The following is a 7,270-nucleotide window of genomic DNA, read 5'->3' on the forward strand; positions in this document are numbered from 1 at the left end:
GTCTGTTCGACGCCCGTGAACGTCACTTCGGGATTGCGTGGTTCGAGGTTGTCGCCAGCGACAGACAGTGGAATCAGCTGGCTGTCGGTCGCACCGATGACCTGTTTCGTGTCGCGTTCGGTGTTGATCTGCCCAGTCAGCGTGATTTCCGGGTCCGTCGCACTGTCGAGGTCCCGAACCTCATACAGGTGGGTTGTGCCGGTCGTCGCCGGCTGACCGTCGATCTGCAGTGTCCCGCCGAACGTGATCGTGTTCGTCGAGAACCCGCTCACCCAGAACTGGGCTTCGCCATCGCGGACGTGCACCTCTTCTTGATATACCGCGCCGGACTCATGCACGACACCGACGACGGCTGGCACCGACCCGTGCTGTTGTTCCAGCCAGTCCGTTGAGACGCCGACCCAGCGTCCGTCGTGGGTTCGGTCGTCAGTCAGATTCAGCGCGGGCTCGCCGTCGACAGTCGTTGTCGACGCCCGGAGTGTCTGTGCGCCCGCCGAGGCCGACAGCGACGGTTTGGTCGTGTTACTCTCGACGTGCGTGTCTGGCACCTTCGACAGCGGTTTGTCTGGGTCGCGTGGTGCGGTACTCAGCTCTTCGATAGGGTCGCCGTCTGGGTCAGCTGGCGTCGACGCTGACTCTGCCTGTTGCTCATCGGCAGTCGGCGTCGAGTAGACGGTCCCGCTGTTCGCGTCGTCGGGGGCGTTCGACTGTGGTGCGAACAGCATCGGCGCGGCGACGGACACGACGACGACCGCCAGCGCCATGCCGACAATCGACAGTTGTTCGCGAGAGAGTGGCAGGTCATCACTGTCCATCAGAATCACCTCCAACAGCGTTCAGGGGGGTCCCCCCTTCCGTTCCTGTTCCAGATACGCGCGCGTACCGTACGGAACTTTTCTTCCGCTCGCGGTGATCGGGGCCGCGGCGCCCGCCAATCCGGCCGCCACAGCCGATTGTCGTGAACGTAAAAGGCCGGTCGATATCGCTCATGACCAGCGGCGTTGCTGGGTCAGTCATCGGCCACGACCTCCGGTCGCGCCGGGGCCAGTCCGTCTCGGGATGCGTGCCGCCACGATCTCCGTGCTACTGTCGGGGTTGAACATAATATCATAGTGGTTCTGGGTCGTTTTGATCGGGTTCTCCGGGAACGTGCCGTCAGCATACGGGCTCGAAAGTTGCTCGAGCACCTCTGGCGCGTCACCAGAGATATCGATGATGCCGTCGCCGGGCGCGAGGACACGCAGCTCGTGCACAGCGCCACCGGCCGCACGGTACTCGTTGAGAATTGTCGGCTGGTCCTCGTCGTCGGTCGCGACCTGGAGGTCCTCGACGACCATGCCGTCGTCGTCGCTGGTCGACACGTCGACGGCTTCTGGAATTCCGAGCCGGAGCTGGAACTCTGGCGTGTCGTGTGGGTAGCCGAGGTCCGAGAACTGGAACTCCGAGAACCGATTCTCGTTGTAGCACAGCCCGAAGCCAGTTGGTCGCTTCGAGAGGAGATCGTTGTCTTGCTCGATATCGCGGAACGGCTTCGGAGCCTCGCTCTTGGTCGTCCGATTCCCGCGTTCGTTATTCGACAGTTCGACCCAGAAGTCGAACTCTTTGAGCCAGTGATTATGGACGTCTTGTTCGTGGTGGCCGTAGCCGATTAGCGACAGCCCAGCCGACCGCATTTCCTTCGAGATGTTCGCCATGATCCGCACGCACTCATACGTCCAGTGGCCGGATTCACCGCCAGACGCAGATTCCGGAGCGACCATGCCGAACTCGTCGATATGCGCGGTCATCCAGTTACGCTCGCCATCATCGTCAACACGGAGTCCATCGAACGTGCGAGCGGCCAAGAACCCGAACCACCAGTGCGATGCCGGCGTCGGGTTCGCCTCGTTTTTCGGCACGAACTCAGGCTGCTTGACTGTCGCATCCGCCGTCGACAGCGCATCCTCACATTTCCGGAAGTACGGGTCCGGGAACACCACGTTGTACGTGCCCTTAGGGTGATCCTGTAGCCGCTCAACGAGTTCATAAACGTCACTGTAGTATCGCACGTCCCGACAGAGTTCGTCGGGATCGGGCTCGCCACGGTCGACCACTTCCATCCACCGGCCTTCGATATCGACACCACTGGGCAGCCACAGCGTTGTCCAGTCACGCATCCGTCGCCAGTCCGAGCTTTTCTGCCGTCCATTTCTGACGATACGCTCATCGTTGTGTTCCATCTGGTACGTGGCAAACTGGTCAGCGACGGTCGATTTCCCGGAGCCCTTCGGGGCTTCAACCATCGTCAGTGACGCTCCGGGTGAGCTCACCGTCGACGGCCCCTCTGCAGCGCTCTCGATATGCACGAGAAAGTCCGGGTACACGCCCGATAGCGCCGCTCCCTCGCGTGGATAGAACGCCTCTGGGTCGAACGCCGGGATATCGAACCGGGTTCGAATCTCTTCAGCGTCCTCGTTCCACATCGGGTCTGGCTCGTTGCCATAGACGATCTGTGCGCCCTGTTTCGTCTGTTCGGTGAATCCGTCCTGTTCTGACTTCGGTTTTCTCTGTGACATCGTTAGCTCACTCCAGACAAATCAGCCGGCTCACGGCGGTTCACGTCGCCCCCGCCGAGCCCGGCGTTGTGGACAATCGGGATATCGAGGTCGGCCAGCGACCGGCTGACCATTTCCTTCGCCACCTCGACATCCGCCATCGTAATCTCTTCACGCAGGTTTGCCCGAGCGCTCGCCTGTGCGACACGGCGTGCGGCCCCGAGTTTGCGGGCAGTCACGGGTACGGGCGGGCCGTGATACCGGCCATCCGCGTCCGCGAGTGCATCGCGATAGCGCTCCGGCAGCGCCATCTTTTGCTCTTCAAACCACGCGGCCAGCGCCTCGATGACCCTGTCGTTCGCGGGTGTCGGATGCAACTGTCGCGCCCGCAGCAGGACCGCGCGGTACTGGTCCATCGACAGCACTGGGTCGATAGCCTCGGCATCAGACGCTTCGAGCGCCTGCCCAGTCGCGTCTTTCAGCGATGCCGACCACGTCCGAATCATCGACTCAGCCAGTTCCCGGACGTGTTCGCGGTCCTGTTTCGACCGCATCTGCATGATAAGGTCAAACCGCGACAGCAGCGGGCTGTTGATGCCCAGCGCGTCGACGAGCGACTCGTCACCAGCGAAGTGACCTCCGAGCGGGTTGCACACGCCCAGCAGCCCGCACTCGGCTGGCAGCGTCATCGACTGGCCGGCCAGCGACAGCGGCAGTATCTGGTCGGCCAGCGCCGAGTGCATTTTCTCGATGGCGTCCTCGCCAGCCTTGTCCAGCTCGTCGACGACCGCGATCCCCTCGTGGGCGCGCACCAGCACGCCGGGCTCGATGCTGAACCCGCCGTCGGAAAAGTCGTCTTTCACCGCCGCCGCGGTCAGTCCCGGCCCCGACACACGCTCGCCGCTCGCGAACGCCGACCGGGGCGCGACCGCCGCGGCCCACTTCGCCAGCACGGACTTCCCTGTCCCCGGGTCTCCGGGTAGCAGAACGTGGATATCGCCCCGATAGTGCGAGCCGTCCGGCCCGTCGAACGTCGACGCGCTGACCAGTTGCAGCACGAGCCCCCGGACGACCTGCCGGTCCCGTGGGTGCGAGCCCGACACGAACTTCGGGGCTGCAGCCGCCATCAGCACATCCGCAGTCGACGGGTTCTCGATATCCACGTCGAAGGACTCCGGGCGCTCGCGAAGGCGCTCGAAGAGGTCCCGCTGGTCGGCCGTAAACTCCGTGTCTTGATAGGTCTGGCCGGCCGCTTGCACGGAGTTCACGACGACCTGTGGCTCGGGAATCGGGCCGCCACCGCGGAACTGCAGCTCACCGACAAGCACCACATCCTGACAGTTCGCGATGGCCCCGTGGCCCGCGAGGTCGCCCTGCAGGTGCGCGATGATATCCGAGGTATCGCCACCCAGCGCCGCGCTGCTGGGATTCTCTAACAGGAGCTTCTGATAGTCCTCATACCGGGACTGGTCCGGGTTGATGCGGAACGGGCCTTTCATCTCACACCCGACGCACTCGAAGGGCTCGATGTACTGCCCGGGCTCGAATGGTATCCGGGTGAGGGTGCCGCAGCGCTGGCACTCGAAGGCCGCTTCGACGAGCCGCGGCTGCACCTGCGTTCGCTTTGCGACCTGTCCTTCCAGCGCCAGCAGTTGCCCACGTCGGTCGCTCGGTGAGAACTCCCCCGGCGCGGTCGTGTGTGACTCGGGCAGGTTCTCGAAACGCGGTGTCGCCTGCCCCAGCGACGTGTCGACCGGCAGCGGCGTGTCCGTGATGCCCGCTTCGACGTACTCAAGCATCGAATCGGGCGCATCGAGGATATCTTCGGCCAGCGTTGGGTCCCATCGCGCGAGCGCTGTCCAGTCCAGCGTCAGCGACGTGTCGTCGGGATAGCGCTGGGCCAGCAGCGCCACCTTGTCGCTGACCTGCCAGCGGAGATACTGAGCGACCCGCTCGGACAGCTCGTCAGTCATCGCTGTCCTCCGTGGTCGGCGTGACCGAGTCGCGCCACTCTTCGAGTCGGGCAACGAGGTCCTCGACGAGCGCGCGCTCCTGGTCGGTGACGCCATCCCAGTTGACCGCCATCCCGGCAGCCCGGAACGACGCCAGTTTCAGGAGCTTCCCGGCCCGCTCGTCGGCCAGTTCCGTCGTCAGTTGCACCGCGTCGTCGGTGTCGATCTCCCCGTCGTCGACGGCAGTCTGTGTGCGCTCGAAGATTGTCGGTTCGGCCAGCTGGACGAGTGACGCCGCGTCCTGTTCGCGAGCCCGGGCCGCCCGGATTGCTTCGATATCCATTATCCCGGCGGCACCTCCTTGGCGCGGCCAGCAACGTCGGCCAGTTCGTTGCTATTGGTCACGAGTTCCGACAGCGACGAGTTCATCGCCGGGAATATCTCGCTGGCCAGCAGCCACTCAAGCCGGACTGACGGCCCGCGAGTCAGCGAGTGCCACCAGTCGCCGTGGCGGTCCAGCACGTCCTCAATGAACCCGCTGCGGACGTGGCCCTCGGTCATGTGGATGATATCCTCAGCCCACGCCATGACCTCCGATTCGACACGGGGCGGGTCCCGGAGCGTCGCCCGGAGCATCCCATGCTGTTCGACGGCGCGCTGATGCAATCGTGGCCGCCCAGCGACGTACTGAATCCGTTCGGCGTCTTTGACGCCCTCTTCATCGGAGAACTCCGCAACCCGTTCACGCAGCAGTTCAGTGGCGTCCTGAAACGCCGGCAGCAGCACCTTCCGAATCAGCCGCCGCCGGAAGGCATCGGCAGTCTCGTCGTCGCTGGGTGCCTGGTCACAGATTGCGACCCGGTCGTCCGCATCTGCCATGAGGCAAGCGACTTCCCAGCGGTCTTTCACGAGCTCCTCGTGCCACGTCTCCGGGGTTTGCCCGCCCGACACCACGTCGACGGCGTGGCACCACTCCAAGACCTCGGTGCGAGTCTTGAAGCCATCGCGAAGGCTCTGCTGTAGGTGGCGCTGCTGGGCGCGAAGCGAGTCCAGCCCAGCTGCGAACGAGCGGTCGACCGACCCGTCGTCGCTCGCGAGCCATTTGAGGGCGTGATGCCCGTCGGCTGCCATCGGGTCAGTCATCCGCATCAACTCCCTGTTGTGGCGACGACGGCGAGAGGTTCGTTGACGGGTTGTTCCCGCCATGTTCGTCGTCGAGCGCTTTCTGAATCTCCGTGCGAACGCGGTCGACGATCTGCTGGCCTTTCTCGTGGTCAGACCATTCCAGCTCGGTGACTGCCTGCAGAACCTGGTCGAAGGTCTTGCGCTCTTCGTACTCGTGGCGCTCGGTCTGGACCTGGGCCTGCACGTCGTTCCAATGGCTTGGTCCCCAGTCGACTTCGAGTGACCCATCGCGAGCCTCGTGGCCTTCGATCAACGCCGGCAACGTCGCCAGCCCCAGCCCGATAATCGTCGAACCGAGTGTCGCGACTGTCCCGAGGTAGACCGCTGCCCCGCCACCCAACGCTATCGCGATGAAGCGCCAATTCCGACGGGCTACCCAGTTTGACACCGCCGCCGAGATAGCCGCCGGTAGCGCCGCGATGCCCTCACCTTCGGGCGGGTCCGCGAGGTCCGCTTCGTCGACCTCTTTCGTCAGTGTTGGCGAGAACTTCAGCCGCGCCGGCTTGTGCCGCAGCACCTTGTCGGACTCTGGGTCGACCTCGAAGAGTTGGTCGAGGTCGCCTTCGCCGCTGTCGTAGGACTTCCAGTCCTCGGTCGGTATCTTCGCCGGGTCAGCCCAGTAGCGGGCCAGCATCGGCCGAAGGCCGGCTATCGGCGCGTACAACTGGTCGCCGTGTCGGTACACAGACTTGATTTTGTTCGGCACACGCCGCGTCCCGACCGTTTCGTCACCACTCGGTGAGATAGCGCCCTGCCGGAGTTTTCGCTGGAAAAACCCGGCTTTCGAGAGGTCGCTGTCCCGGATGGAAAGCATCACCGGCAACGCCAGCAATCCCATCAGGATGCCGACCGCGATGGGTGCGTTCGCGAGGATAATCGACGTTTGCCACGTACCAACTATCGCTGCGATGCCGATCACGACGGCGACCACGCCGGCCCAGTAACTCACTCCTTTTAGCGTCCCGAGAATCGTTCGCGAGAGGATGTGCTTCGCTGATGCCCCCGAGAACATGATGCCACAGATAGCCGGGATAATCAGATTCAGCGCACCCCAGCGCCAGAGGTCGCCTTTCGAGTTCGTCGGGTAGGCCGGGGATGCCGTCAGCGGGTTCGTTTGATGGGCGAACCGCCAGCGTGCGCCCTCGACGCGGCTGCCGTCTTGTTCCAGCCACGCCGTTGCCTGCCACTGCTGGTCGTAATGGGACTGCAGTTTCAGCTTCGACGCCGAGTAACCGCTATCTGCCTCGAAGCTAATCCGCTGGACAGTCTGGTTCGCCGCGTAGGTCTGCTGTGTCCCGTTGACGCTCGTCGTCCGCTCTTGCCAGAACACAACGACGAACTCATAATCACCGACACTCTCACCGAACGCCGATGTGTACGCCAGCAGATAGTCCGTTCTGAGTGCCTGATTCCGACCGAGCGGCTGGTAGGACGACTGGGCCGGGTTCAACGGCAGGTACTTCAGCACGATTCCGCCGGTCGGGAGCATCCGCGTCGACTCCGGCGGCCCCTGTGAGCCACCACTTGATATCTGGTCGCCGCCCGTCCGCAGCTCCGAGATGTTGAACGGTCCCGGCGCTGTCCAGTCGCTCGACGCGC

Annotated in this window: 6 protein-coding genes and 1 pseudogene; all 7 read right to left on the reverse strand. The window is 63.9% G+C overall.

The genetic code is table 11. From position 1 onward, the window contains the following. Positions 1-815 (reverse strand): annotated as a pseudogene (locus tag DVK00_RS20560) (hypothetical protein); the annotation flags it as partial. Then, entirely contained in the window at positions 805-1,017 is a 213-nt protein-coding gene (locus DVK00_RS21475) for a hypothetical protein (RefSeq protein WP_158598837.1), read from the reverse strand. The pseudogene DVK00_RS20560 and the gene DVK00_RS21475, both read right to left, overlap by 11 nt. Beyond that, entirely contained in the window at positions 1,014-2,555 is a 1,542-nt protein-coding gene (locus tag DVK00_RS20565) for a hypothetical protein (protein ID WP_233560863.1), read from the reverse strand. Before DVK00_RS20565 ends, DVK00_RS21475 begins: the two co-directional genes overlap by 4 nt. Before the next feature lie 2 nt (positions 2,556-2,557). After that, positions 2,558-4,507, reverse strand: a complete 1,950-nt coding sequence (locus tag DVK00_RS20570) for an ATP-binding protein (protein WP_121578503.1) — start codon at positions 4,505-4,507, stop codon at positions 2,558-2,560. Continuing rightward, entirely contained in the window at positions 4,500-4,829 is a 330-nt protein-coding gene (locus DVK00_RS20575; protein WP_101352056.1) for a hypothetical protein, read from the reverse strand. Before DVK00_RS20575 ends, DVK00_RS20570 begins: the two co-directional genes overlap by 8 nt. Further along, positions 4,829-5,629 carry a hypothetical protein gene (locus DVK00_RS20580; RefSeq protein WP_233560864.1) on the reverse strand — a complete coding sequence of 267 codons (801 nt, stop codon included), beginning with the start codon at positions 5,627-5,629 and terminating at the stop codon, positions 4,829-4,831. Before DVK00_RS20580 ends, DVK00_RS20575 begins: the two co-directional genes overlap by 1 nt. Further along, on the reverse strand, positions 5,622-7,270 hold a 1,649-nt coding region (locus DVK00_RS20585; RefSeq protein WP_121578505.1), incomplete at its 5' end, for a hypothetical protein. The genes DVK00_RS20585 and DVK00_RS20580, both read right to left, overlap by 8 nt.

Source organism: Haloarcula sp. Atlit-47R, assembly GCF_003665985.1.
GTDB classification, from domain to species: domain Archaea; phylum Halobacteriota; class Halobacteria; order Halobacteriales; family Haloarculaceae; genus Haloarcula; species Haloarcula taiwanensis.

Excerpts from the sequence above, each read along its gene's own strand:
- DVK00_RS21475 (WP_158598837.1), bottom strand. The coding sequence starts at position 1,017 with ATGACTGACCCAGCAACGCCGCTGGTCATGAGCGATATCGACCGGCCT.
- DVK00_RS20565 (WP_233560863.1), bottom strand. The coding sequence starts at position 2,555 with ATGTCACAGAGAAAACCGAAGTCAGAACAGGACGGATTCACCGAACAG.
- DVK00_RS20570 (WP_121578503.1), bottom strand. The coding sequence starts at position 4,507 with ATGACTGACGAGCTGTCCGAGCGGGTCGCTCAGTATCTCCGCTGGCAG.
- DVK00_RS20575 (WP_101352056.1), bottom strand. The coding sequence starts at position 4,829 with ATGGATATCGAAGCAATCCGGGCGGCCCGGGCTCGCGAACAGGACGCG.
- DVK00_RS20580 (WP_233560864.1), bottom strand. The coding sequence starts at position 5,629 with ATGACTGACCCGATGGCAGCCGACGGGCATCACGCCCTCAAATGGCTC.